The 23335-nt window shown below is 59.8% G+C and carries 25 protein-coding genes; 7 read left to right on the forward strand and 18 right to left on the reverse strand.

Annotated features, from left to right (window positions below):
* The first annotated feature begins 140 nt into the window (after window positions 1–140).
* On the forward strand, window positions 141–1445 hold the full coding sequence (locus AAFM15_RS02425) for an N-acetylmuramoyl-L-alanine amidase (protein ID WP_341685102.1): 1305 nt from the start codon (window positions 141–143) through the stop codon (window positions 1443–1445).
* Window positions 1446–1451: 6 nt separating this feature from the next.
* Here AAFM15_RS02425 and AAFM15_RS02430 read toward each other — a convergent pair whose 3' ends face one another.
* Genes AAFM15_RS02430 through AAFM15_RS02445 form a run of 4 tightly spaced genes read right to left on the reverse strand, consistent with a single transcriptional unit; the run spans window position 1452 to window position 4577 of the window.
* Window positions 1452–2123 (reverse strand): transaldolase family protein, encoded by a 672-nt coding sequence (locus AAFM15_RS02430; RefSeq protein WP_341685103.1) that lies wholly within the window; start codon window positions 2121–2123, stop codon window positions 1452–1454.
* Window positions 2120–3334, reverse strand: coding sequence for an ROK family transcriptional regulator (locus AAFM15_RS02435; RefSeq protein WP_341685104.1), 1215 nt, complete (start codon window positions 3332–3334; stop codon window positions 2120–2122). Before AAFM15_RS02435 ends, AAFM15_RS02430 begins: the two co-directional genes overlap by 4 nt.
* Before the next feature lie 11 nt (window positions 3335–3345).
* Entirely contained in the window at window positions 3346–3789 is a 444-nt protein-coding gene (locus AAFM15_RS02440) for an RbsD/FucU domain-containing protein (protein WP_341685105.1), read from the reverse strand.
* Window positions 3783–4577 carry an ATP-binding cassette domain-containing protein gene (locus tag AAFM15_RS02445; protein ID WP_341685106.1) on the reverse strand — a complete coding sequence of 265 codons (795 nt, stop codon included), beginning with the start codon at window positions 4575–4577 and terminating at the stop codon, window positions 3783–3785. The genes AAFM15_RS02440 and AAFM15_RS02445 overlap by 7 nt, the downstream gene beginning before the upstream one ends.
* Window positions 4578–4758: 181 nt before the next feature.
* On the opposite strand from AAFM15_RS02445, the gene AAFM15_RS02450 reads away from it, so the two are divergent.
* The 3 genes from AAFM15_RS02450 to AAFM15_RS02460 all read left to right on the forward strand — a co-directional run bounded on the left by AAFM15_RS02450 (window position 4759) and on the right by AAFM15_RS02460 (window position 7696).
* Window positions 4759–5718 (forward strand): sugar ABC transporter substrate-binding protein, encoded by a 960-nt coding sequence (locus tag AAFM15_RS02450; RefSeq protein WP_341685107.1) that lies wholly within the window; start codon window positions 4759–4761, stop codon window positions 5716–5718.
* A 98-nt stretch (window positions 5719–5816) separates the two neighbouring features.
* Complete coding sequence (locus tag AAFM15_RS02455; RefSeq protein WP_341685108.1) at window positions 5817–6764, forward strand: ABC transporter permease; 948 nt, start codon at window positions 5817–5819, stop codon at window positions 6762–6764.
* Between the two features lie 14 nt (window positions 6765–6778).
* Window positions 6779–7696 (forward strand): PfkB family carbohydrate kinase, encoded by a 918-nt coding sequence (locus AAFM15_RS02460; RefSeq protein WP_341685109.1) that lies wholly within the window; start codon window positions 6779–6781, stop codon window positions 7694–7696.
* Between the two features lie 7 nt (window positions 7697–7703).
* Here AAFM15_RS02460 and AAFM15_RS02465 read toward each other — a convergent pair whose 3' ends face one another.
* Window positions 7704–8339 (reverse strand): DedA family protein, encoded by a 636-nt coding sequence (locus tag AAFM15_RS02465; RefSeq protein WP_341685110.1) that lies wholly within the window; start codon window positions 8337–8339, stop codon window positions 7704–7706.
* A gap of 50 nt (window positions 8340–8389) precedes the next feature.
* Here AAFM15_RS02465 and mutL point away from each other — a divergent pair, with 50 nt between their 5' ends.
* From mutL to miaA, 3 genes are read left to right on the forward strand one after another with little or no spacing between them, the layout of a single operon-like run.
* Window positions 8390–10318: a DNA mismatch repair endonuclease MutL gene (gene mutL / locus AAFM15_RS02470; RefSeq protein WP_341685111.1), complete on the forward strand. Its 1929-nt coding sequence runs from the start codon at window positions 8390–8392 to the stop codon at window positions 10316–10318.
* Entirely contained in the window at window positions 10318–11547 is a 1230-nt protein-coding gene (locus AAFM15_RS02475; RefSeq protein ID WP_341685112.1) for a multidrug effflux MFS transporter, read from the forward strand. Before mutL ends, AAFM15_RS02475 begins: the two co-directional genes overlap by 1 nt.
* Before the next feature lies 1 nt (window position 11548).
* A complete protein-coding gene (gene miaA, locus AAFM15_RS02480; protein WP_341685113.1) occupies window positions 11549–12487 on the forward strand; it encodes a tRNA (adenosine(37)-N6)-dimethylallyltransferase MiaA in 939 nt (312 codons plus the stop codon).
* Between the two features lie 82 nt (window positions 12488–12569).
* Here the strand turns inward: miaA and AAFM15_RS02485 are convergent, their stop codons facing one another.
* The 13 genes from AAFM15_RS02485 to AAFM15_RS02545 form a co-directional block, all read right to left on the reverse strand.
* Window positions 12570–13850, reverse strand: a complete 1281-nt coding sequence (locus AAFM15_RS02485) for a type II toxin-antitoxin system HipA family toxin (protein ID WP_341685114.1) — start codon at window positions 13848–13850, stop codon at window positions 12570–12572.
* The gene (locus AAFM15_RS02490) at window positions 13840–14178 is read right to left on the reverse strand and encodes a helix-turn-helix transcriptional regulator (protein ID WP_341685115.1); all 339 of its coding nucleotides are present in this window, start codon (window positions 14176–14178) and stop codon (window positions 13840–13842) included. The genes AAFM15_RS02485 and AAFM15_RS02490 overlap by 11 nt, the downstream gene beginning before the upstream one ends.
* Window positions 14179–14307: 129 nt before the next feature.
* Window positions 14308–14706 carry an alternative ribosome rescue aminoacyl-tRNA hydrolase ArfB gene (arfB, locus tag AAFM15_RS02495; RefSeq protein WP_341685116.1) on the reverse strand — a complete coding sequence of 133 codons (399 nt, stop codon included), beginning with the start codon at window positions 14704–14706 and terminating at the stop codon, window positions 14308–14310.
* 13 nt (window positions 14707–14719) lie between these two features.
* Complete coding sequence (locus AAFM15_RS02500) at window positions 14720–15124, reverse strand: DUF1178 family protein (RefSeq protein WP_341685117.1); 405 nt, start codon at window positions 15122–15124, stop codon at window positions 14720–14722.
* Between the two features lie 4 nt (window positions 15125–15128).
* Entirely contained in the window at window positions 15129–15719 is a 591-nt protein-coding gene (locus tag AAFM15_RS02505) for an NUDIX hydrolase (RefSeq protein ID WP_341685118.1), read from the reverse strand.
* A 46-nt stretch (window positions 15720–15765) separates the two neighbouring features.
* A complete protein-coding gene (locus AAFM15_RS02510; protein ID WP_341685119.1) occupies window positions 15766–16065 on the reverse strand; it encodes a DUF2818 family protein in 300 nt (99 codons plus the stop codon).
* A 5-nt stretch (window positions 16066–16070) separates the two neighbouring features.
* The gene (gene nuoN, locus AAFM15_RS02515; RefSeq protein WP_341685120.1) at window positions 16071–17561 is read right to left on the reverse strand and encodes an NADH-quinone oxidoreductase subunit NuoN; all 1491 of its coding nucleotides are present in this window, start codon (window positions 17559–17561) and stop codon (window positions 16071–16073) included.
* A 25-nt stretch (window positions 17562–17586) separates the two neighbouring features.
* A complete protein-coding gene (locus tag AAFM15_RS02520; RefSeq protein WP_341685121.1) occupies window positions 17587–19065 on the reverse strand; it encodes an NADH-quinone oxidoreductase subunit M in 1479 nt (492 codons plus the stop codon).
* Between the two features lie 20 nt (window positions 19066–19085).
* Window positions 19086–21119, reverse strand: a complete 2034-nt coding sequence (gene nuoL / locus AAFM15_RS02525; RefSeq protein WP_341685122.1) for an NADH-quinone oxidoreductase subunit L — start codon at window positions 21117–21119, stop codon at window positions 19086–19088.
* A 7-nt stretch (window positions 21120–21126) separates the two neighbouring features.
* Window positions 21127–21435 (reverse strand): NADH-quinone oxidoreductase subunit NuoK, encoded by a 309-nt coding sequence (gene nuoK, locus AAFM15_RS02530; RefSeq protein ID WP_341685133.1) that lies wholly within the window; start codon window positions 21433–21435, stop codon window positions 21127–21129.
* A complete protein-coding gene (locus tag AAFM15_RS02535) occupies window positions 21435–22073 on the reverse strand; it encodes an NADH-quinone oxidoreductase subunit J (RefSeq protein WP_341685123.1) in 639 nt (212 codons plus the stop codon). The genes nuoK and AAFM15_RS02535 overlap by 1 nt, the downstream gene beginning before the upstream one ends.
* Before the next feature lie 26 nt (window positions 22074–22099).
* Window positions 22100–22603 carry an NADH-quinone oxidoreductase subunit NuoI gene (gene nuoI, locus AAFM15_RS02540; RefSeq protein ID WP_341685124.1) on the reverse strand — a complete coding sequence of 168 codons (504 nt, stop codon included), beginning with the start codon at window positions 22601–22603 and terminating at the stop codon, window positions 22100–22102.
* Window positions 22604–22614: 11 nt separating this feature from the next.
* On the reverse strand, window positions 22615–23335 hold a 721-nt coding region (locus AAFM15_RS02545; RefSeq protein ID WP_341685125.1), incomplete at its 5' end, for an NADH-quinone oxidoreductase subunit H.

The raw sequence follows: 23335 nt of genomic DNA on the forward strand, positions 1-23335 counted from the left end.
GCTTAAGGTCAACACCGACGAGACACGCGAAGTCCGTATCCAGGCGCAGACCAAACGTGGCCAGCACTGGTTGGTCCTGTGGAAGGAGCTGGCAGATGCTGCATGAGCGGGCTTGGCTTCAACGTCGCCAAGTGCTACACATGGGTGCACTGTCCTTGTTGCTGGGCCGCACACAGCTCAGTTATGGCGCCAGCATGATGGCAGTGCGCATTTGGCCCGCACCCGAATACAGCCGCGTGACGCTGGAGTCTGACGCCCCCCTCAAAACCACCCAGACCTTTGTGGCCGACCCGCCCCGACTGGCGGTGGACATTGAAGGGCTGCAATTGAACAACGCCTTGCGCGAGCTGGTGGGCAAGGTGCAGGCCAATGACCCCAATATTGCCGGTATCCGCGTCGGCCAGTTCAGCGCCAACGTGGTGCGCCTGGTGATCGATCTCAAGCAGCCGATTGCGCCACAGGTGTTCACCCTGCAGCCTGTTGAACCTTATCAATATCGGCTGGTGCTGGACCTCTACCCCACTCAGGCAGTGGACCCACTGGAAAAGCTGATCGCCGATCGCCTCAAGGAAAGTGGCTCGACCCCATCCGCGCCTGTAGCTGGCGCTGACCCTTTGGGCGATTTGATGGCCCAGCGCGCAGGCAAGCCGCCCGCCCCACCGCGCCAGTACATGGACCGACCTGACCACCCGCCACGCCCGCCCGAGCCCGTGCGCGCTTCGGACCGATTGATTGTGGTGGCCATTGACCCCGGCCATGGAGGCGAAGACCCGGGCGCCATTGGGCCCAATGGCACTCGCGAAAAAGACGTCGTGCTGAGCATTGCGCGACGCTTGAGTACATTGATCAACAGCCAAAGCATGGGGGGCAGCCCCATGCGCGCCTTTCTCACCCGGGATGCGGATTACTTTGTGCCGCTGCATGTACGGGTACAAAAGGCAAGACGCGTACAGGCCGACCTGATGGTCAGCATCCATGCCGATGCCTTCTTCACCCCGCAAGCACGAGGTGCGAGCGTGTTTGCCCTGAGCGATGGTGCGGCATCAAGCAGCGCTGCCCGCTGGATGGCCCAAAAGGAAAACAAGGCCGACTTGATTGGTGGCATCAACCTCGGCGGACAGGACCAGCACGTGCAGCGAGCCTTGCTGGATATGAGCACCACCGCCCAGATTCGCGACAGCCTCAAGCTGGGCGGCAGCTTGCTGCGCTACATCTCGCAGGTGGGGCGCTTGCACAAACCGCGGGTGGAACAAGCCGGCTTTGCAGTGCTCAAGGCTCCTGACATTCCCAGCGTGTTAGTCGAGACCGCCTTCATCAGCAACCCGGAAGAAGAAATGCGCCTGCGCGATCCTGCCTATCAGGAACAGCTGACCGAAGCACTTCTCAAAGGCATCGTGCAGTACTTCGAGCGCAACCCGCCACTGGCGCGTACCCGCTCGGCCTGAAGGCCATCAGGCCCTGAAGGACTGGCTGGCTTCAATGTCACGATCAAACTGCGCCACAGCTGCCTGCGTCATGGGGTCAGTCACCAGCTGCGCCACAAACTCGGGGCGTACAGTGACTGCGTGCGCGCCCATGCCCATCAGACGCGCCAGCACATCGGCGGACTTGATGCTCGCGGCCAGCAGCTGGACACCTTCGGCCTGCATGGCTACGCAGGCCTGCATCAGCGCCCAGACATCGCGCCCATCGGCCTGCAAGCGCCCCACATAAGGGGCGACATAGCTTGCGCCCTGTGACTGCGCCCACATCAGCTGCACCGGGTTGGACAAGCCCGTCAATAAAGTAGGCACACCCCAGGCCTGCACCTCACGCAACACCGCCTGCCACTGCGCATCGCACGGCAGCTTGATGGTGAGCTTGACGCGCGCCTGCAGCGCCGCAGGCAACAAGGCCGCCAACCATTCCGCCGCCTCCCCCACATCGGCACGAGGCAGCTGCAGCATGAGTTCTGGCAAGCGCGCGGCACCCGCCTCGCGCACCAGTCGCAAATAACCAGGAAGACTCACCGGCAAACCGGCTTGCATGACCAAAGTGGGGTTGGTGGTCACACCCGCAATGTGTGGAGCGCCTGCGGGCAAGGTCCATTGCGCAGCATCTGCGCTGTCGAGGTACAACTTCATTCGATGTCCTGCTTGAGGATGATGTCTTTGTCAGGGAAAAACTGGCTGTGCAGCGGCAACAAGGCACCGCCGAGCGCACGCGCATGTGCACCCACACGCCCCGCCAACAAACGCGGCTGGTGCATGCCATCAAAGCGGTACTGCGCCAGCGCCGCAAGCGTGCGTTCGCGCAAGGCCGTCATAAGCGATGCCCCCAGTGAACCATCCATCACCACCGCATCCAAGTCGAGCAACGCTGCCGAATTGGCGACCACCATGGCCAGGGCCTGACTGGCTTGCTGCAACCAGGGTTCGGTACACGCCTGATAAGTGGGCTGCATGATGGCGTCGTCATGGATCAGCAAAGGGTCATGCCCTTGCGCCAGCAAGGCCTGCTCGAGCTGCCAGCCTGAAGCAACTTGCAACAACTGCGGCGGAAAACCACCTGTCTTGGCAGCCCTGTCCATGGGCATGGAGCCAATCGCACCGGCATTGCCACGATCCGTGCTCAGCACATGTCCGCCCAGCACCAGGCCACCGCCAATAAAGGTACCCACAAACACATACAGAAAGCTGCGCGTGTCCTGGCCATGCCCCTGCAGCAACTCGGCCACACAAGCGGCCATGGTGTCTTTGGCAAACACCACCGGTAAATCAGTCAAGGCCTGCACCTGCGCGCGCAGATTCAGGCCTTCCCAGCGGCGCAGCGCTTGTGCAGCATCGCCTTGCATGAGATCGGCCCATTTGTGTACTGACAACGGCGCCGTGAGGCCCACACCCACAACACGCTCCCAGCGCTCGCCCAATTGCACCTGCAACGCGTGCAGGCCTTCGGCAATTTGCGTCATCAGCACTTGTGGATCGGGGTAGTCGTAGTGCACCTCATGGCGCAACACAGGCTGACCACAAAAATCGGCCACCAACAATTCCAGGTTGCGTCGGCCCACCTGAACACCAATGCTGTAAGCCCCTTCGGGGTTGAGCGACAGCGGCACCGAGGGCTGCCCGATCTTGCCGCGAATGCGCTCTTGCTTGATCAGCAAATCGTCGTCGAGCAAACGCCCCACGATGATGGCCACCGTCTGGGTGGACAGCTGGGTCAGACGCGCCAAGTCAGCCTTGGGAATGGCCCCATGGTGGCGGATGGCCTGCAACACAATGCGCTCATTGAACTGGCGCATGCCGCTGTGGTTGGAGCCGCGCATCTGGCGCGTGTGAGCAGGTGGGTTCATCCGAAAAAAGATCAGGGCAGGATCACAGCCTTACAGTACATGGCGTTGCCATAGGCGGTGACTTCACCGCTTTGCACGATCAGGCTCGCAGCCTTGATTTTCTCGTAAAACGCAAAGCGCTCGACAGCTTCCACCCGATCAGCCGCCACACCTTGTGCCACCACCAGGTCCACCACCGCTTGTTGCGCAGCGGTGCGGTGGCCATCTGCGCTGTGGCATACCTTCATGAAAGCTGCAGGTTGAGTCACATCTTCGGCCAGCGGCATGACCGACAACACCGCCTGGCTCACACGTTCCAGACTGTGGCCGGGCAGACGCACCACGGGAATACGACCCTGGCTGAGGTAGTCTGCCGTGAAGTTGGCGTCCACCACCGCCACCCATTCACCGTGGCCCATGGCACACAGGTGCATCAGCAGCTCGGGGGTGAGCAAAGGATCAATGCCTTTCAGCATGCCACAGCCTCCTGGGCAGTTTCTGCAGGCAGGCTGGCCGGATCAATAGCGCCAGTGATCAGGCCCACGATTTCTTCGGGGTTGGTCATATGCTTGGGGCGACTGCAAATGATGCGGCCCTGGCGGAACACATGGATGCGGTCCACCAGATCAAACACCTGGCGCAGGTTGTGGCTGATGATGATCAGCGGAATGCCTTGTTTTTTCAGACCTTTGATGATCTCTTCTACACGGGCCGTCTCCTGAACGCCCAAGGCAGCGGTTGGTTCGTCAAGGATGATGAGCTTTTTGGCAAAGCCAGCTGCACGGGCGATGGCCACGCACTGTCGCTGGCCACCAGACATGCCGCGCAAGGACTCGGACATGTCCTGAATCTTCACTCCGGTCGTGGCAAGCATTTGCGCCGATTTTTCGCGCATGGCCTTGTGATTGAGGATGGACAAGGGGCCCAGATTGATGTGGGTCAGCTCACGCCCAAGAAAGATGTTGGCGGGCACATCCAGGTCTTCGGCCAGAGCCAGGGTCTGGTACACGGTTTCGATGCCCTGCTCACGAGCGTCCAGCGGCGACTCAAAACTGACTTTCGTCCCGTCAAGCCGGATATCACCACTGTTGGGCTGTTCTACACCCGTGATCAATCGCACAAAAGTGCTTTTGCCCGCGCCGTTGTCGCCCACGATAGCGGCGTGCTCACCGGGCATCAGGCGAAATTGCGCATCGGTCAGGGCTTTGACGCCGCCGTAGTGCTTGGTCAGGTTCTGGATTTCAAGAACAGGTGTAGGGGCCATGGTGCTTCTCTCAGAAGGGGTAATTCATTGCAATGTGGGCAAGCATCGCGGATGCGGTGACAAAAGTACATTAGTAAAACTACTATGTTTATTTAGTCGGTTTTTGCAGTTTAATCCGTTTGCGGCACGAAAAAGGCGTTTTTTTGTGCCCACTTCCATTCAACACAACGGAGATAAACCCATGATCACCAAACGCACATTCGGCCGCCTGGCCATCGCCGCCGCTGCAGCCACCCTCTTCACCTCGGCATTTGCAGCCGATGTGACGGTGGCCTACATCACCAACGGCAACACCAACGAGGGCTGGACCCTGATCAACGGCGGCGCCAAGAAAGCTGGCAGCGCTGCAGGCGTCAAGTTCATCGAACTGGCCGCTGAAAAAGGCGAACTGTCCAAGCAGCTGGCCATCGTGGAAGACATGATCACCCGCAAGGTCAACGCCATTGCCATCGCACCCGTGGACTCCAAGGGCATCGCCCCTGCCGTCAACAAAGCCCTCAAGGCTGGCATCGCTGTGGTGGCTGTGGACACCGGCATTTCCGGCGCTGACATCACCTCGTATGTCGCGACCGACAACATCAAGGCTGCGAATGTGCAGGGCAAGTGGGCCGCTGAGCAAATCAAGGACGGCGACACCGTGATTTATGTGACTGGCGACCAAGGCCAGTCCACAGGCCAAGAGCGCAAGAAGGGCTTTGTTGACGCCCTGAACGCCGGCCGCAAGAACGTCAAGATCGTGGAAGTGCCCACCACCTGGGACCAGACCATGGCCCAAAACGGTGTGGAAGCTGCTCTGCGCTCCAACCCTGGCGCCAAGGTCATTGCCTGCGCATGGGACGGCGGCGCTCTGGGTGCCAAGGCTGCCCTGATGGCCGCTGGCAAGAAGCCCGGTGACGTCAAGATCGCTGGTTTTGACGGCTCCCCCGGCGGCCTGGACATGATGAAGCAAGGCTGGCAACAAGCCAACGCCGCACAGATGCTGGCCAAGATTGGTCAGGTCGGCGTGGAAACCGCCATCGCTGCAGCCAAGGGCCAGAAGGTCTCCAACCGCATCGACACAGGCTCTTTCCTGGTGCTGCCTTCCAACGTCGACCAGTTCGCCAAGGACTCCGGCGTGGGTCAGTTCATGAAGGTCAAGTGATCGTCTGATCACCCCCAGTCCCCGCCTTGATGCGTTTCAGGCGGGGACTTTTTGACGCTTGTGTGTGGCAAGCGTCTTGTCATTCAAGGAAATTCGACATGATGAAGTCCATCACCCGACAAGAATGGTATGGCGCACTGGTGGCCGTGCTGGTGCTTGGCGCACTGCTGAGTGTGGCCTCCCCCTACTTTCTGACCGCAGGCAACCTATCCAACATTCTGGTGCAGGCCTCTGTGATTGCCCTGCTTGCCGGTGGGCAGACCTTTGTCATCTTGACGGGTGGCGTCGATTTGGCCGTGGGTGCCTTGACAGCACTGGCTGGTGCGGTTGCGGGACACCTCATGATCAAGGCAGGCATAGATCCCTACGCAGCCATGGTGGTGGCGCTCGCGATTGGTGCCGCTGTGGGTTTCTTCAATGGTTATCTGGTGGCTTTTGTCGGCATTCCGGCCTTTATCGTTACGCTCGGTGGCCTGACGCTTTGGCGTGGCCTGGCGTTTGACCTGACCGGTGGTTTCGACAATGCCGGCCTGCCCGAGCCCTTCCCTTTCCTGGGCTACGGCGACATTCTGGGCATCCCGATGCCGACCCTCATCACGGGCGTGTTCTTTGTGGTGATGGCGTTCATGCTGTCATCCACCAAAATTGGTCGTTATGTGTACGCGATGGGCTCCAACGAAATGGGTGCCCGCCAGGTGGGCATCAACATCCGCTGGTACAAGCTGGGCGTGTATGTGGTTTCCGGTCTGGCTTGCGCCATGGCCGCCATCGTGCTGATGGCCCGCATGGATTCATCCAGCGGCAAGATGGCACAGATGTTTGAGCTCGACGCGATTGCTGCCGTCATTCTGGGGGGCACCTCGCTCTTCGGGGGGCGTGGCAGCATCTGGGGCAGCTTGCTGGGCGCCGTCCTGATCACCATGATCCGCAACGGCATGAACCTGATGGAAATTTCCCAGTTCAAGCAAATGATGGCCATTGGCGCTGTGGTCATTGTTGCCGTCTGGATTGACGTGATCCGCCGCAAACATCTGCTCAAGAAATAAACCTGGAAGCACGTATGTCTCGCGAAATCGTGGTGTTGGGCGAAGCCCTGATGGACTGCATCGCACAGCCAGACGGGCAGCTGCGCCCCCTCATGGGTGGCAGCCCCTACAACATGGCTCGGGCAGCGGCCTTGCGTGGCGCACAGGTCGCTTATCTCAACCCCCTCTCGGTAGATCGATTTGGGCGAAGTCTGGCTGATTTGCTGATCAAAGACGGCGTCCAACTGATCGGCGGCGACAGCCGCCAGCCCACTTCTTTGGCGGTGGTGCAGCTGAGCAACGGGCAGCCCAGCTATGGTTTTTATCGCGAAGGCATCGCCGATCGCGACTACACCGTGCAAGGCGTGCTCAATGCCCTGTCCCAGCGCACACCCGGCATTTTCCACACCGGTTCCCTGCTGCTGATTCCACCAGAACACGAGAAAGTGCTGGCCATTCTGGACGGCGCGCGCACCATGGGTTGGACCATCAGCGTAGACGTGAATCTGCGCCCCGTTGTCGCTCCCGATTTGCCCAGCTATGTGCAAGCAGTGGAACAAATCATGTTGCGCGCCCACTGGCTCAAAGCCAGTGACGAAGACCTCGAAACCCTGGGTTATGGCCACGCCACCCTGGAACAGGCCGCAGAGCAGGCGAAAAAGCTGCACACCAAAGGCATTGAGCGCCTGGCCCTGACCTTTGGGGGTGACGGCGCTTGGCTGAGCATGGACGGGGCGCATGCTCAGAGTCCTGTTCCAAAAGTGAATGTGGTCGATACTGTTGGCGCGGGTGACACCTTCTGGGGCAACTGTCTGGCCGATTGGGCCATGGACGACAGCCCTGCTTCGCAGCGTATGGATAGAACCCTGAGCCTGGCCATGGCCGCAGCTGCCATCAACTGCAGTCGCCAGGGTTGCCAGCCTCCCTCTGCGCAGGAAACTTTGGCCTTTTAAACCTGCTTCAGGCCTGGCGTGCGCGCCAGGCTCCGAAAACGGCGATCAAGCCCGGCACGAGAATCAGCGCCCAGATGATCTTGCTCAAATGGGTCTGAACCACAGGCAGGTTGCCGAAAAAATAGCCCGCCAATAGTAAACCCACCACCCAGATCACGCCCCCCAAAACGTTGTAGGCGGTGAACTTGCTGCGCGTCATGGCCGCCACGCCGGCCACAAAAGGCACAAAGGTGCGGATAAACGGCATGAAGCGGGCCAGCACGATCGTGATGCCGCCATACTGCTCGTAAAAAGCATGGGCCTTGTCAAAGGCCGCGCGGTTGAAAAAGCGCGAGTCTTCCCACTGGAACACCTTGGGCCCGAAATAGCGACCAATGCTGTAGTTGGTTTGATCACCAGCAATGGCTGCCAGCAGCAGCAAGACCATGGCGACCGGCAAGCTCATGAGCTCGGCCCCGCACAAGGTTCCCACGATGAATAGCAGGGAATCGCCTGGCAAAAACGGCATGACCACCACGCCTGTTTCCACAAAAACAATCAGGAACAACAGCGCGTAGACCCAATTACCGTGCTCGGCGACAAAGTCACGCAGGTGAACGTCAACGTGGAGAATGAAATCCACCAATTGCATCAAGATATCCATGGGTGTGGATTATCCCTGAGGCCTGCGGCAATCCACTCTAAAATCAACAGGTGACCGCAATCCCACCCGCCCCCCGCCGCCCCATCCGCGAGCTGCCCGACGAACTCATCAGCCAGATTGCCGCTGGCGAAGTGGTCGAGCGCCCGGCTTCCGTCGTGCGCGAACTGGTGGACAACGCGCTGGACGCGGGTTCGCAAAACATCACGCTGCGCCTGCTGGGTGGTGGCACGCGACTGATTGCCGTGGAAGACGATGGTTGCGGCATTGCCCCGGACGAGCTGGCCACCGCCCTCAAGCGCCACGCCACCAGCAAGATCGGCAACCTGCACGAGCTTGAATCGGTCATGACCATGGGTTTTCGGGGCGAGGCGCTGGCCGCCATCAACTCGGTGTCCGAACTCACCCTGCTCTCGCGCATGGAGGGCCAGCCCAGCGCCTTTGCGCTGGATGGCCGCACGGGCGAAGTGCGCCCCGCCCCACGTGCTGTGGGCACCACGGTTGAGGTCAAGGAGCTGTTTTTCTCCACCCCGGCGCGCCGCAAGTTCTTGAAGAGCGACAGCACCGAGCTGGCCCACTGCATCGAAGCCGTGCGCCGCCACGCGCTGGCCCGCCCGGACGTGAGCTTTGCCATCTGGCACGAGGGCAAGTTGGTCGAGCAGTGGCGCGTGCACCCGGGCGCGGCCGGTCTGGAGCAGCGCCTTGCCGATGTGCTGGGCAACGAATTCGTCGCACAGTCGATCGCGGTGAACTTCCAGGTGGGGCCGATGCATATCATCGGGCGTGCAGGCCTGCCGGATGCTGCCCGCTCACGGCCAGACCACCAGTTTGCCTATGTGAACGGCCGCTTTGTGCGCGACAAGGTCGTCATGCACGGCGCACGCAGCGCCTACGAAGACGTGTTGCACGGCCACAAGCAACCGGCCTACGCGCTGTTCATCCAGATCGACCCCACGCTGGTGGACGTCAACGTGCACCCGACCAAAATTGAAGTGCGTTTTCGTGACAGCCGCGAGGTGCACCAAGCCGTGCGCCACGCGATTGACCAGGCGCTGGCCGCACCGCGCTCACAAGCCCTGGCAGACCGTGTCGAGCCCGAACTCCAACTTCAAAGTCCTGCGCCCAAGACCCTGCCCGAATCGGCCAGCTGGCGGCAAGGCAGCATTGGGCTGAGTGACCGCGCTGCCGCTTTCGAGAGCCCTCGGGTAGACAGCGACCGCGCCATGGCTGACATCAAAGCGCTGTGGACACCACGCGCCCCCAGCGAAGCGACTGCACCCCAGACTTTTGCCGCAAACGAAAAAAACGCGCACGACTGGTCACAACCCATTGTTGTCGGCGCGGCATCGTCCCCCTTCAGCGAAGCCTTGCCAGCCGACGCCGATGCGAGCGCCTGGCCCCTGGGCCGTGCGATTGCACAGCTTCACGGCGTCTACATCCTGGCGCAAAACGCGCAAGGCATGGTGGTGGTGGACATGCACGCCGCCCACGAGCGCATCGTGTACGAAAAACTCAAAAACCAGCTGGGCGCTGATGCTGGCCGTATTGCCAGTCAGCCCTTGCTGATCCCGGCCACCTTTGCAGCCACCCCCACCGAAGTGGCCACCGCAGAAAGCGCCAGCGAAGCCTTGACGCAGCTGGGCCTTGAAATCGCCCCCCTGTCGGCCAAGACCCTGGCCGTGCGCGCCGTGCCCACCAGCCTGGCGCAAGGCGATGCGGTGGAGCTGGCGCGCAGCGTGCTGGCCGAGCTCGCCCAGCACGACGCCAGCACCGTGGTGCAGCGCGCGCAAAACGAAATCCTGGCCACCATGGCCTGCCACGGTGCGGTGCGTGCCAACCGGCAGCTGACTTTGACCGAAATGAACGCCCTGCTGCGCCAGATGGAAGAAACCGAGCGATCGGACCAATGCAACCACGGTCGTCCCACCTGGCGACAAATGAGCATGCGCGATCTGGATGCCCTGTTCCTGAGGGGGCGCTGATGAAAGCCTCCATGTCACCCTCGCTGATCGTCCTGATCCTGTCGCTGCTGCTGGGCCTGCAACCCGTGACCACCGACCTGTACTTGCCTGCCTTACCCGCGATCACCGAAGGATTTGGCGCCAGCGCAGCACAGTCCCAATTGACGCTCAGTGCCTTGTTGTTGGCCTTTGGCTTGTCGCAACTGGTGTGGGGTCCTTTGTCAGACCGCTTTGGCCGCCGCCCGGTGTTATTGGCTGGCATGACGGCCTACACCGCAGCATCCATTGCCAGCGCTTTCAGTCCGGCCATGGACTGGTTAATCGTGTCACGTGCTGTGCAAGGCGCCGCGATGGGCGCAGGGGTGATGGTTTCGCGCGCCATGGTGCGCGATTTGTACGCCCCCGCACAAGGTGCCACCATGATGTCAAAGGGCCTGACAGGCCTGGGGGTGATTGCCTGCCTGTGCGCCCCCATCGGCGGTGCCCTGACCGACCTGATCGGCTGGCGCGCAGCCCTGCTGGCGCTGGCAGTGTTTGGCGCAGCCACCCTGGCCGTATTGGTCTGGCGCTTTGAAGAAACACTCCGACAGCCCGATCCGCATGCGCTTCGCCTGGCCCCCCTGTTACGTGCCAATGCCGACATCATTCGCAACCCGGTGTTTCTGACTTGGTGCGCCTTGTCTGCAGCCTCTTACCTGGGGCTGTTCACTTTCCTGGCAACGTCCTCGTTCGTGTTCACACGCAGCATGGGCATGAGCCGCACCGCCTATGGCCTGTTGATGTTCACCATGTCGGCGTCCTACATTGCAGGCACCTTCTGGTGCCGCTGGATGTTGCGTCGAACCAGCGTGCACCGCACGGTGGCAGTGGCCGGCGTGTTCACACTCACCGGATCGCTGGCACTGGCAGTGCTGGCGCATTGGGGGCATGACCAAGCCTGGTATGGCCCTTGGGCGGTGATCCTGCCTTTCTACATTTTCATGATCGGGCATGGTGTTCACCAGCCCTGTGGCCAAAGTGGTGCGGTAGGCCCCTTCCCGCACCGGGCTGGCACCGCCTCGGCCCTCAATGGCTTTTTGATGATGTTGGGCGCCTTCTTCATGGGTGGCTGGATCGGCCGGAACCTGGAGCAACCCGTGCTGGCCCTGGCCGATGGCGTGCTGCTGTGGGGCAGCTGCATCACCGCCATTGCCTGGACAGCGGTGCAGCGTCACGGTCGCCCGCAAGTGGTCTCCTGTGCCACACCCTGACATGCAAACCTCGAAGCTTGACGCCATCGCGCTGGTCGGCCCCACGGCCAGCGGCAAAACCGCCGCTGCCCTCCTCGTGGCCCAGGCGCTGGAGCCACAAGGCGGCGCAGAAATCATCAGCATGGATTCGGCACTGGTCTACCGCGGCATGGACATTGGCACCGCCAAACCAAGCCGCGACGAACTGGCCCAGGTGCCTCACCACCTGATTGACATCATTGAGCCCTTGCAAAGCTACAGCGCCGCCGACTTTGCGCAAGACGCGATCCAGTTGATGGCCGACATCCGCTCACGCGGCAAAACCCCGCTGATTGTGGGCGGCACCATGCTCTACTTGAAAGCCCTGCTTGAGGGCCTGAACGACATGCCCGCCACCGACCCACAAGTGCGCGAGCACATCCAGCAGCGCGCTGCCGAGCAAGGCTGGCCCGCCATGCATGCCGAGCTGCAAAAAGTGGACCCGGTCACCGCAGCGCGCCTGGCCCCCAACGACAGCCAACGCATCGGCCGCGCGCTGGAGGTGTGGCAACTCACAGGCCAAGCCCTGTCAGCCTTTCACCAGCAAGCCAAGCCATCTAGCAGCTCGCTCAACATCCCCGTCATCAGTCTGGAGCCCGCCGATCGAGCCTGGCTGCACCAGCGCATCGCCCTGCGCTTTGAGCAGATGATGGCCCAAGGCTTTCTGAACGAAGTGCGCGCCCTGATGGCACGTGGCGACCTCAACCCCGAGCTGCCCAGCATGCGCTGCGTGGGCTACCGTCAAGCCTGGCAAGGCTTGAGCGAAGGCTGGAGCGAGCAAGAAATTTGCGAGCGCGGCATCTTCGCCACCCGCCAGCTGGCCAAGCGCCAAATCACCTGGCTGCGCAGCATGCCCAATCGCCATGTTGTGGCTGCCGACGCCCCAAATGCTCTAACGCAGGTGCTTCGGCAAGTTCTATAGAACAGCGCCCTGCCTATGCAGCTGATGGCGCTTGTGGGTGGAAAGCGCGTCACCGTGGTGATTTCGGAGCGAACGGAGTAACTCAGGGCACGCGCACACCTTCGGGTGCGTTGATGAAGGCAAAGGGGTTGAGGAATTGCCGACGCCAGAACAGCGCCTGATCAACGGCACTCAGCCCTGCCTCTTGGCAGGTGCTGTGCCATTCGCGTTCCATCACGCCCACCTGGTGGTTAACGATGTCGATGGCTTCTTCGCGTCCCAACAAGAATACCGACGCTGCAGCCACACAGGTAGCCACTTGGCTGCTGCGGTCTCCCCCGTGGATCAGCATGGCTTGTGAGGCCTGCTGCCCTGTGCGGGACTGAGGGCAAATGTCGTACGCCGGCGTCAGGGCCAGCTGCTGCCCATCCCAGAAGGCCGCATGGTTGCGTGCATGGTCGTCGGTGTTGCCGCACAGGATGTTGAAGACGATGCGGGCAAACAGCTCGCGCAAAGTGGCCTTGGCGTCCACGAATCGGTGGCGGATGATTTCTGCAAGCTTGTCATAGCTGGCGTAGGCTGCCAGCATTTCATCGAGTTCGAACAGCGTGAGTGCCGACACCATGACCCGTCGCCGCCAACTGTTCTCATGTCGGATGCGGTCAAAGCGTTCGATGAGCAGCACGTCCTTGCCCATGGCCTGGCGCAGGTGCACTGGTGCGACGCGCAGGCCAGCCTTGTGGGCCAGACGCATGGCGATGTATTCGGCCTTGACCACGCTGTAGAGGTCATTGCTGGCAGAAAATTTGGCGATGTATTTGCGATCACCATCGTCGATGAGCACTTTTGGACGAGCCCCCCCCAGGGACGTGCCATGCAACAAGGCCTGATCGAGCTCGGGCGAGATGGGAACGCCACGCTCGACCTTCTCTGCCGCAGTCTGCAGATCCTCCAGTGAAGGTTGCTGCGCCAGTCGCGGCTGATAGCGGATTGGTGAAGACTGAAAATCGAGCGCACCAATCCTGTCGGAGCCTGATTCGAGCAGGTACGTCAGTTCATCAAGCTCGAATCCCGCCGTGTCTTGAGCGTGTGCGCCGAGCTTGCGGTTGATCAGTACCCGACGGCCCCAGGCATCGGGTGAGGCGTCACGGATGCAACTGGGCATGTTCAGCCCCGGCAGCAAAGCAATCGCGCCTGCACGCAACGGCAATTCGGGGGCATACAGGGCCATTGCATCTTGGCGGGCCAGGTAGCTGCGTCCGTAGTTGAACAGCAGCTGTTGGCCCTGTCTGGACAGCAGACCGGCGACCACAGGCTCGGTAGCATCCGGTAGCCAGACCCAAACGTAGGCTTCCTGGTACATGCCTGTGGACTCAGAAGTCATCTTTCACTCCTGCAACTGCGGCCCTGACCGCTTTGGGCAACAGCGTCATTTTTTCACCCTGACGCGCAACATGGGCTGCCAATTGGCGTGAATCTGCCTCGAACAAGGGCACGCCACACACAGCGGCGACCTCAAACACAGCACCAATAGAACAACCAGGATCCCCCCGCTCAATGCGCTGGAGCAGTGCCCTGGAAATGCCAGCCCGCGCTGCCAGATCACTGGTGGTCAGGGCTTTGGCCAGTCGCGCTTCGCGCACGAGCTGCCCCAGCAACACCAGTGCATCAAGACTGTATTGAGAATAAGGACGGGTGGCAGGCTTGACCAAAATGACTCTTTAATAGATCAAATAGTCTTTATTGGATCATAAACAATCCAAATTTTCAAGAGCAACAAGATCAACGTAGGAGCGGCCTCTGGCCGCGAATAAACCCAGAATCGCTGCCAGAAGCCACTCCTACACCGGAGATTGGCGATGGGCTTTCAACACGCCGTGTCGGGCCTTGGACTGCAGTCGTTTTTGCACAGAAGCCCGTGTGGGTCGCGTCGCTTTGCGCGCCTTGGGTGCCCGCTCATAGCGTTCGAGCATTTCATAAAGCCGCGCCCAGGCATCTTGCCTATTGGCTTCTTGGGTACGGTAACGCTGGGCTTTGAGAATCAGTACGCCATCGGGCGTCAAGTGATTGCCTGGTGCGTGAAGCCACCTGGCCTTGATGTCTTCGGGCAGGGTGCTGGCGCGCACATCAAAACGCAGCTGAATCGCGCTGGAGACCTTGTTGACGTTCTGCCCACCAGGCCCTTGGGCGCGGATGGCTGTCAGCGCAACTTCATCGTCAGGGATATGAACACGGGTCATGATCCGCATTAGATCACTGCAGGGGTTCCTTGAGTCCTGCGGGCACAGGCAGAGGAAGAATGTCGATGCCTTCGTCAAGCAAGGCTTCGGTTTCTTCGCGGCTGGCCTGGCCGCGAATACTGCGCTCCTGGGCTTCGCCATGGTGAATTTTGCGGGCCTCTTCGGCAAAGCGGTTGCCGACGTCTTCGGTGTTGGCCATGACGTGGCGCACCATCTTGAGCATGGCGGCCTGTATTTGCTGCGGAGGCGTTTGCGCCAGGTTCAACCTTGGGGCCGAAAGCATTTTGTTGACCTGCGCGTCTTCGCACACCGGGCAAGTCAGCAAACCGCGTTCGCGCTGCGATTCGTAGTCGTCATGCGAAGCAAACCAGCCCTCAAACACGTGGCCGTGGCTGCACTGAAGGTCGAGCACTTTCATCGCATCAACCCTTGCTGGCTTGCCAGTCCAAAGACTCCGGCTGTTCCAGCCATTGTTGCAGCCAGACCATGCAACTCAGCGTCTTCGCATCGGTCACGGTGCCGTTGCGGCACCACTGCACCAGTTCTTGCGGCGTGGCCGTGAAGACATCCAGGAACTCGCCTGCGTCGAGTTGCTGCTGGCCCAAGGTCAAACCTCGGGCGAAGTACACATGGATAACTTCAGTCGAGTAGGCAATGGCCAGGTGCATCTGCCCTGCCCTCGCCCATTCGCTGGCGGTGTAGCCGGTTTCTTCGAGCAGTTCGCGCTGGCCGCAAAGCAAAGGGTCTTCGCCCACCTCCAGCTTTCCAGCGGGCAACTCAACCATGACCTGGCCTACGGGGTAGCGAAATTGGCGCTCCAGCACCACACGGGTTTGACCATCTTCGCCTTGCACCAACGGCACCACCACGACGGCACCAGGGTGAATCACATATTCGCGAGTGGCCAGCTGGCCATCGGGCAAGCGCACCGTGTCTCGCAAGGCATGCAGAAAGTTGCCTTTGAAGAGTTCCTGCCGCTCGTGCAGGTGTTCTTTGAGGTGCTGGTCGGACATGGGTGAATCACGTCACTGCAGGGCCGAAGGCCGTGGCAGTCTGCGGTCAGTGACGGTGCGCCAGGTAGCGGTACACAAAACCAGGAAACGCCAGCGTGACAAACAAGGTCAGGGTGACAGCGTAAAACTCCCACCCTTGCGGTGCGTTCTGGCTCAGGCTGTTTTCCATGGCCATGCCAATGCCGCCCACCACGATGTACAGCACCAGCAGTTCCAGCAAACGCCAGCTCAGCGGTTTGTCGGCTCGTGCCGACCACACGCCCAACACGCGCCGGGTCAGGAACGGCAGGTTGGCCGCCAAAACAGCCAACACAATCAAAACCCAGACCTGAACAGATGCGTTCATGGCCATCAGCCCATCAGCATGCGTGCGATGGCATCGCCACAGAGCGCCATCAGCCCACCGGGCACAATGCCCAAGCCCAGAATCAGGAAGCCGTTGATGCTCAGCACCACACGCTCTTGCGCGCCAGCAACCACCGGCTGTACAGGCTCTTGCGGAGCATCAAAGTACATGACCTTGACGACACGCAGGTAATAAAACGCGCCAATCAGCGACATCAATACGGCAAAGATGGCCAAGGCAAGATAGAACGCGTTACCCGAACCGATCAAGGCCTGCAAGATGGTCAACTTGGCATAGAAGCCCACCATCGGTGGAATGCCTGCCAACGAGAACAGGCAAATGGCCATGATGCCGGCATACAGCGGGCTGCGCTGGTTCAGGCCAGCAAGGTCTGAGATCTCTTCGCTCTCAAAGCCTTCGCGGGCCAACAGCATGATCACACCAAACGAGGCCAATGTGGTCAACACATACGCCACCACATAGAACATGGATGCGCCGTAGGCACCCACAGCTTGCGGTGCACCACCGAAACCGACACCAGCGATCAGCCCCATCAGGACAAAGCCCATTTGGGCAATGGTGGAGAAAGCCAGCATGCGCTTGAGGTTGGTCTGGGCAATCGCCGCCAGGTTACCAATCAGCAGCGAAGCAATGGCCAGCAGGGCCAGCATTTGTTGCCAGTCGATGGCCAGGGGCAACAAGCCCTCGACCAGCAAGCGCATGACCAAGGCAAAGGCGGCCAGCTTGGGGGCACCACCGATCAGCAGTGTGGCCGAAGTGGGAGCACCGTGGTAGACATCGGGAATCCACATGTGGAAAGGCACCACCCCCAGTTTGAAGGCCAGCCCTGCAACGACGAACACCAATCCAAAAATCAGCACCTGCGGATGCGAGCTGCCAGACATGATGGACTGGAACACAGCCGACAGTTCCAGGCTGCCAGTTGCGCCATAAATCATGGACATGCCGTACAGCAAGAAGCCCGATGCCATCGCACCCAGCACAAAGTACTTCATGGCCGCCTCGCTGGCGCGCATGTCATCGCGGCGCATGGCCACCAGCGCGTAGCTCGACAAGGTCAGCAGTTCCAGGCCCAGGTACAGCACCAGGAAATGGTGGCCAGAGATCATCACGCTCATGCCCAACAAGGCAAACATGCTCAGGCTGAACAGCTCGCCACCGCCCAACATCTGGCGGTCTTTGGCGTAGGGACGTGCATACACCAAGGTGACCATGGTGGCCACGGCCGCAAAAGCCTTGAGCCAGTGGCCCATGGTGTCGCTGACAAACAGGCCCCCAAAACCGAACAGGGTCTGGCCAATACCGGCTGCACTCACGTTCAGAAAGGCCACAAGGGCCAAGGTCAGCAAGGTCAGCACATAGGTCAGCGTGCGCTTGGGGCTGCTCACGGTCAGATCAATCAGCGCGATCACGCAGGTCATGACCAACAGCACGATTTCAGGATAGATCGTCATCCAGCTGGTGGAGTCCATCATGGTGTTCTTTCAGTTCTTGAGTTCGTTACTGCGGCAGCTTGCTCATGGCCACGTGCTTGAGCAACTCGGCCACAGAGACATCCATCACATCGGTGAAAGGCTTGGGGTACACGCCCATGTACAGCACGGCAGCCGCCAGCAGGGCCAGCATCAGGAATTCGCGGCCGTTGATGTCGGTCAGCTCACGCACGTGGTCATTGGCCACCGGGCCCAGGTACACGCGCTTGAACATCCACAGGGTGTAGGCGGCACCAAAAATCAGGGCAGTCGCTGCCAGCATGCCGATCCAGAAGTTGAACTGGACAGCGCCCAGAATCACCATCCACTCGCCCACAAAACCAGCGGTCCCCGGCAGGCCACAGTTGGCCATGGCAAACAGCAAGGCAAAAGCAGAGAACTTGGGCATGGTGTTGACCACACCACCGTAGCTGGAAATTTCACGCGAATGCACACGGTCGTACAACACGCCAATCGACAGGAACATGGCGCCAGACACAAAGCCGTGCGCAATCATTTGCACAATCGCGCCGGACACGCCCAGCGGGTTGAACATGAAAAAGCCAAGAGTCACAAAACCCATGTGCGCCACCGACGAGTAGGCCACCAGTTTTTTCATGTCCTGCTGGACCATGGCGACCAGCCCCACATAGATCACGCCAACCAGGGACAGCACGATCATGAAAGTGCCCCACTCATGGGCGGCATCGGGGGCAATCGGCATGGAAAAACGCAGGAAGCCGTAGGCACCCAGTTTCAGCATGATGGCGGCCAGTACGGCCGAGCCACCGGTAGGCGCTTCGACGTGCACATCGGGCAGCCAGGTGTGCACCGGCCACATCGGGACCTTCACTGCAAACGCAGCAAAGAATGCAAAGAACAGCAAAGTCTGTTCGGTACGGCCCAGCGGCAACTGATGCCAGCTCTGGATGTCAAAACTGCCGCCGGACACGTTGTACAGGTACACCAACGCGATCAAGGTCAGCAAAGAACCCATCAACGTGTAGAGGAAAAACTTGAACGCAGCGTAGATCTTGTTCGGGCCACCCCAGATACCAATGATCAGATACATCGGAATCAGCGTGGCTTCGAAGAAGACATAGAACAAGATGCCGTCCAAGGCAGCAAACACGCCGATCATCAGACCCGAAAGGATCAGGAAAGCGGCCATGTACTGGTTGACTTTACGCTCGATGACTTCCCAACCCGCAATCACGACGATCACGTTGATGAACGCCGTCAGCAGCACAAACCACAGCGAAATGCCGTCCACACCCAAGTGGTAGTTGATGTTGAAGGCTTCGATCCAGGCGGCATTCTCGACAAACTGCATTTGCGCAGTCGACGCATCAAAGCCGGTATACAACGGCAAGGTAACGAGGAAACTGACCAGTGCGCCGATGAGCGCGACCCAGCGTACAGCGCCAGCCTGCTCGTCACGCCCGAGGGCAAGCAAGATGACACCAAAAGCAATTGGCGTCCAGATGGCAAGGCTTAACAATCCCATTTTTGTATTCCTCTAAAGCGTCAGGCCAGCCAGACGAAAGACGTCATCAGTGCAAACACACCCAGAATCATGACCAGGGCGTAGTGGTACAGGTAACCCGACTGGAAGTGGCGTGCAACGCTGGCAATCCAACCCACGAGTTTCCAGGAGCCATTGACGACCAGGCCATCGATCAGCGCGCGGTCGCCACCTTTCCACAAACCAGTGCCCAGCAATCGGGCACCACGGGCCAGGATGTTTTCGTTGATCCAGTCCATGAAGTACTTGTTCTCCAGGATCACGATCAGCGGGCGCAACACTTTGGCAAAGAAGGCAGGCACCTTGGGGTTGATCAGGTACATGTACCAGGACACCACCACACCCGCAAACGCCAGCCACAGCGGCAATGTACTGACCGAATGTTCTGCCATGGCCAGCGGACCATGGAAGGCTTGAGCCAGTTCATGCATCACAGGATGCTTGTCGGCGTTGACAAAAATGGCGTCTTTGAAGAAATCACCGTAGAGCATCGGCTCGATGGTGAAATAACCAATCAGCACCGAAGGAATGGCCAGCAGTACCAGCGGCAAGGTCACGACCCAGGGGGATTCGTGCGGCTTGCCGTCACCGTGACCATGGTGGTCGTCGTGGTGATGGTCGTCGTGATGCGCGTCCGGATTCTGGTCGTAACGCTCCTTGCCGTGGAAGACCAGGAAGTACATGCGGAAAGAATAGAAGGCCGTCACAAACACGCCAGCGAGCACAGCAAAGTTGGCAAAGCCAGCTGCGGGCAATGTGCTTTCATGCACAGCTTCAATGATGCTGTCCTTCGAGTAAAAACCCGAGAACAAAGGCGTGCCGATCAGGGCCAGAGAGCCCAGCAAAGAGGTCAACCAGGTGATGGGCATGTACTTGCGCACGCCACCCATCCAGCGGATGTCCTGGTTGTGGTGCATGCCCATGATGACCGAGCCCGCGCCAAGAAACAGCATCGCTTTGAAGAAGGCGTGCGTCATCAGGTGGAACACCGCCACCGAGTAGGCCGATGCGCCCAGAGCCACGGTCATGTAGCCCAGCTGGGACAGCGTGGAATAAGCCACCACGCGCTTGATGTCGTTCTGGATGATGCCCAGAAAGCCCATGAACAGCGCGGTGATGGACCCAATCACCATGATGAAGTTCAATGCGGCGTCTGACAGCTCGTACAGCGGCGACATGCGCGAGACCATGAAGATGCCGGCCGTCACCATGGTGGCGGCGTGGATCAGCGCGGAAATCGGGGTCGGGCCTTCCATCGAGTCGGGCAGCCACACATGCAGCGGGAACTGTGCCGACTTGCCCATGGCGCCAATGAACAGGCAAATGCAGATCACGGTGATCAGCATGGCGTCCTGACCAAACACATACCAGGGGAACTCGATGGTCGAGAGTTCTTGCGCCTTGGCAAAAATCTCGGTGTAGTTCAGGCTGCCGGTGTAGGCCGCGATCAGGCCAATACCCAGAATGAAACCAAAGTCACCCACACGATTGACCAGGAAGGCCTTCATGTTGGCAAAGATGGCCGTGGGCTTGTTGAACCAGAAACCAATCAGCAGGTAAGACACCAAGCCCACGGCTTCCCAGCCGAAGAACAGCTGCAGCAAGTTGTTGCTCATGACGAGCATCAGCATGGAGAAGGTGAACAGTGAGATGTAGGCGAAGAAGCGGTTGTAGCCTTCGTCTTCGTGCATGTAGCCGATGGTGTAGATGTGCACCATGAGCGACACAAAGGTCACGACACACATCATCATCGCGGTCAGGCCGTCGATCATGAAGCCCACTTCCATCTTCAGACCGCCCACGGTCATCCAGGTGTAGAGGGTTTCGTTGAAGCGGGCACCGGCCATCACATCTTTGAGCGTGAACGCCGAGATGAGGAAAGCCACGAACACGCCCAAAATGGTCAGGGTGTGCGAGACGGTACGACCAATGCGATTGCCGCCAAACTTGGTGCCAAACAAGCCGGCCAAAGCCGAGCCCACCAGCGGAGCCAAGGGCACCGCCAGCAGCGTTGTTGCGTTGAGGGTTTGTTCCATGTTGTTCTTAACCCTTGAGCGTGTTGAGGTCCTGCACGTCGATGCTGTTCTTGTTGCGGAACAGCAGCACGAGAATGGCCAGACCAATCGCAGACTCGGCGGCTGCCACCGTCAGGATGAAGAACACGAACACTTGTCCGTGCATGTCACCCAGGTAGTGAGAGAACGCCACGAAGTTCATGTTGACCGCCAGCAGCATCAATTCGATGGCCATGAGCAACACGATGAGGTTTTTGCGGTTGAGGAAAATCCCCACCACCGCCAGCGCAAACAGGATTGCGCCCAGCGTCAGGTAATGTCCGAGGGTCAGGGTCATCATGATTGGGCCTCCTGGGCAGCTTCCTGGATGGCGGGTGCGGGCTGGGTGGTAGCCACTTTCACCACCTGCAGACGGTCAGCAGCGCGCACACGCACCTGCTCGCTGGGAGAAACAAACTTGCTGTCCTTGCGTTTGCGCAGGGTCAGGGCAATCGCGGCCACCATGGCCACCAGCAAGATGGCCGCAGCCACCTGGATCGGCACCAGGTATTCGGTGTAGAGCAAGATGCCCAGGGCCTTGCTGTTAGGAACGCCAGCTGCTTGTGCGGCACCTTCAATGGCTTCAGTCTGACCAAAACCGTGCAACAGTACAGCGCCCATTTCAACAGCAACAACACCTCCGAGCACAGCGGCCAGAGGAAAGTGTTTCCAGAAGCCTTGGCGCATGGAGTCGACGTTGATGTCCAGCATCATCACCACGAACAGGAACAGCACCATCACCGCACCAAGGTACACCAGCACCAGTGCAATGGCCAGGAATTCAGCGTTAAGCAGCAACCAGATGCCCGAGGCTTGCGAAAATGCCAGCATCAGGAACAGCACGGCGTGCACGGGGTTACGCGCTGTCACAACCCGGAAGGCCGACAACAGCAGCACCACCGAGAACAGATAAAAGAAACCAGTCTTGACGTCCATAGAGTTATCTTTTCAAGCAGGCTCGTTCAACGGTAAGGAGCGTCAGCCGCCTTGTTGGCTGCGATCTCTTTTTCATAGCGGTCACCCACAGCCAGCAACATGTCCTTAGTGAAGTACAGGTCGCCACGTTTTTCACCGTGGTACTCGAAGATGTGGGTTTCGACAATCGAGTCCACCGGGCAGCTTTCTTCGCAGAAACCGCAGAAGATGCACTTGGTCAGGTCGATGTCGTAACGCGTGGTGCGACGCGAACCATCGTCGGCACGCTCACCCGCCTCAATGGTGATGGCCATCGCAGGGCACACGGCTTCGCACAGTTTGCAGGCAATGCAGCGCTCTTCGCCGTTGTCGTAGCGACGCAGCGCGTGCAAGCCACGGAAACGGGGCGACAGCGGCGTTTTTTCTTCAGGGTACTGAAGCGTGACTTTTCGTGCAAAGGCGTAGCGGCCTGTCAGGGCCATGCCCTTGAACAGCTCCACAAGCATGAAGCTCTTGAAGAAGTCCTTGATCGAGAAAGAAGTAGCAGTCATGTTGTGTCCGCTCATTTCCAGATGTTCCAGGGCGAGAACAACCATGCACCCACCACCAGCAGCCACACGAGGGTGACCGGAATGAAAATCTTCCAGCCCAGACGCATGATCTGGTCATAACGGAAGCGCGGGAAAGTGGCACGAATCCAGATGAACATGGACACCACCACAAAGGTCTTGATGCCCAACCAGATCCAGCCCGGAATAAAGGACAGCGCCGCCACCGGCGAGTCCCAACCACCCAGGAACATGACCACGGCCAAGATGGACACCAGCCACATGCTGGCGTATTCGGCCAGGAAGAAGATGGCAAAGCCCATGCCCGAGTATTCGACCATGTGACCTGCCACGATTTCAGCTTCGCCTTCCACCACGTCAAACGGGTGACGGTTGGTTTCGGCCACGCCAGAGATCAGGTAGACCATGAAGATCGGCAACAACGGCAGCCAGTTCCAGGACAGGAAGTTCAGGCCCATGTCGGCGAACTGGCCCTTTTGCTGGCCCAGAACGATGTCCGTGAGGTTCATGCTGCCAGTGACCATCAGCACCACCAGGAAACAGAAGCCCATGGCGATTTCGTAGCTCACCATCTGCGCCGAGGCACGCAGCGCGCCCAGGAAGGCGTACTTGGAGTTGGACGCCCAACCGGCAATGATCACCCCGTACACCTCGATCGAGGTGATGGCCATCACCCGCAGCAGGCCGGGGTTGAGGTTGGTCAGTGCCACTGCA

Source organism: Limnohabitans sp., from assembly GCF_038134685.1.
Lineage (GTDB): Bacteria > Pseudomonadota > Gammaproteobacteria > Burkholderiales > Burkholderiaceae_C > Limnohabitans_A.

Coding starts and splice junctions, on each gene's coding strand:
- AAFM15_RS02425 (WP_341685102.1), top strand. CDS start 141: ATGGGTGCACTGTCCTTGTTGCTGGGCCGCACACAGCTCAGTTATGGC.
- AAFM15_RS02430 (WP_341685103.1), bottom strand. CDS start 2,123: ATGAAGTTGTACCTCGACAGCGCAGATGCTGCGCAATGGACCTTGCCC.
- AAFM15_RS02435 (WP_341685104.1), bottom strand. CDS start 3,334: ATGAACCCACCTGCTCACACGCGCCAGATGCGCGGCTCCAACCACAGC.
- AAFM15_RS02440 (WP_341685105.1), bottom strand. CDS start 3,789: ATGCTGAAAGGCATTGATCCTTTGCTCACCCCCGAGCTGCTGATGCAC.
- AAFM15_RS02445 (WP_341685106.1), bottom strand. CDS start 4,577: ATGGCCCCTACACCTGTTCTTGAAATCCAGAACCTGACCAAGCACTAC.
- AAFM15_RS02450 (WP_341685107.1), top strand. CDS start 4,759: ATGATCACCAAACGCACATTCGGCCGCCTGGCCATCGCCGCCGCTGCA.
- AAFM15_RS02455 (WP_341685108.1), top strand. CDS start 5,817: ATGATGAAGTCCATCACCCGACAAGAATGGTATGGCGCACTGGTGGCC.
- AAFM15_RS02460 (WP_341685109.1), top strand. CDS start 6,779: ATGTCTCGCGAAATCGTGGTGTTGGGCGAAGCCCTGATGGACTGCATC.
- AAFM15_RS02465 (WP_341685110.1), bottom strand. CDS start 8,339: ATGGATATCTTGATGCAATTGGTGGATTTCATTCTCCACGTTGACGTT.
- AAFM15_RS02475 (WP_341685112.1), top strand. CDS start 10,318: ATGAAAGCCTCCATGTCACCCTCGCTGATCGTCCTGATCCTGTCGCTG.
- miaA (WP_341685113.1), top strand. CDS start 11,549: ATGCAAACCTCGAAGCTTGACGCCATCGCGCTGGTCGGCCCCACGGCC.
- AAFM15_RS02485 (WP_341685114.1), bottom strand. CDS start 13,850: ATGACTTCTGAGTCCACAGGCATGTACCAGGAAGCCTACGTTTGGGTC.
- arfB (WP_341685116.1), bottom strand. CDS start 14,706: ATGACCCGTGTTCATATCCCTGACGATGAAGTTGCGCTGACAGCCATC.
- AAFM15_RS02500 (WP_341685117.1), bottom strand. CDS start 15,124: ATGAAAGTGCTCGACCTTCAGTGCAGCCACGGCCACGTGTTTGAGGGC.
- AAFM15_RS02505 (WP_341685118.1), bottom strand. CDS start 15,719: ATGTCCGACCAGCACCTCAAAGAACACCTGCACGAGCGGCAGGAACTC.
- AAFM15_RS02510 (WP_341685119.1), bottom strand. CDS start 16,065: ATGAACGCATCTGTTCAGGTCTGGGTTTTGATTGTGTTGGCTGTTTTG.
- nuoN (WP_341685120.1), bottom strand. CDS start 17,561: ATGATGGACTCCACCAGCTGGATGACGATCTATCCTGAAATCGTGCTG.
- AAFM15_RS02520 (WP_341685121.1), bottom strand. CDS start 19,065: ATGGGATTGTTAAGCCTTGCCATCTGGACGCCAATTGCTTTTGGTGTC.
- nuoL (WP_341685122.1), bottom strand. CDS start 21,119: ATGGAACAAACCCTCAACGCAACAACGCTGCTGGCGGTGCCCTTGGCT.
- nuoK (WP_341685133.1), bottom strand. CDS start 21,435: ATGACCCTGACCCTCGGACATTACCTGACGCTGGGCGCAATCCTGTTT.
- AAFM15_RS02535 (WP_341685123.1), bottom strand. CDS start 22,073: ATGGACGTCAAGACTGGTTTCTTTTATCTGTTCTCGGTGGTGCTGCTG.
- nuoI (WP_341685124.1), bottom strand. CDS start 22,603: ATGACTGCTACTTCTTTCTCGATCAAGGACTTCTTCAAGAGCTTCATG.